This is a genomic window from Streptomyces calidiresistens (genome assembly GCF_014141525.1).
GTDB classification, from domain to species: domain Bacteria; phylum Actinomycetota; class Actinomycetes; order Streptomycetales; family Streptomycetaceae; genus Streptomyces; species Streptomyces calidiresistens.
In genome coordinates this window covers 1-840 of record NZ_VKHS01001352.1, presented here as the reverse complement: position 1 = coordinate 840, position 840 = coordinate 1, and the positions used below count along the sequence as shown (strand labels likewise).

Annotated in this window: 1 protein-coding gene and 1 pseudogene; both read left to right on the top strand. The window is 77.0% G+C overall.

Annotation, left to right across the window (positions count from 1 at the left end; translation table 11 throughout):
• Nucleotides 1-377 (top strand): annotated as a pseudogene (locus FOE67_RS27270) (hypothetical protein); the annotation flags it as partial.
• Nucleotides 374-685 (top strand): hypothetical protein, encoded by a 312-nt coding sequence (locus FOE67_RS27265; RefSeq protein WP_182667484.1) that lies wholly within the window; start codon nucleotides 374-376, stop codon nucleotides 683-685. The pseudogene FOE67_RS27270 and the gene FOE67_RS27265, both read left to right, overlap by 4 nt.
• The last annotated feature ends 155 nt before the right edge of the window (nucleotides 686-840 follow it).

The following is an 840-nucleotide window of genomic DNA, read 5'->3' as shown; positions in this document are numbered from 1 at the left end:
GGTACTACTACACCGAGAGCCGGGTGCACGGGGAGACCGGCAACCCGGGTGAGCCGGTGGTCGCCACCGGTGGTCTGCGGCTGACCGTGGACGAGACGCTGCGCCCGGCGGACGGGGTGACCCCGCAGGGCGTCATCGATCTGTCCCTGGACCTGAGCGTGGGGGTTCTGGCCGTGGAGCGGCAGGCGGTGCCCGACGGGGAAGCGGGGGAGACCGCGCCGGGTGGGACCGGGCCGGGGGAGACCGTGCCGGAGGACGGCGCCCCGGGGGATGACGCACGGGAGGACGGCGCCCCGGAGGACGGGGTCGGGGAGGCCGCGGCCGCCCGGACACCCGTGACGGTGGGCACCACGGAGCGCGTGGAGGCGAACCGATGAGCACGTCGTGGAACGGCGCCGGTCACGACGCCTTCGCGCCCTCCGTCCCGGGGACGGCGGGGCGGTCGGGGGGCCGGGAGCCGGAACCCGCCCGCCCGCGTCGCCGCTTCGAGCCCTCCCGGCTGTTGTTCGGTCTCGGGCTGCTGGCGCTGGCCGCCGGGGTGGCCGGTCGGGTCGCGGGCCGCTCGCCGGTGCCGCTGTCGGTGCTGTTCTTCGCGTTGCCCGTGCTGCTGCTGTTGACGGGAGTGGTCGCGTCGCTCACCCACCGGGTGCGGTCCCGACGGAACCGGTCCCGCCCGCCCGGCTGAGGGCCGCCCCCTGCGGCCGCGCCACGGGCGGGGGTATGCCCGGCTGCGGGGGGAACGGAGGGAAATCCTCCGGAACGCTCCCCGGCGCGCGGGGTGCGCGTTACGCTCCCGACGGAACGTCAGGCGCGGGGGTGGGCCCATGGGCACGACGGAAC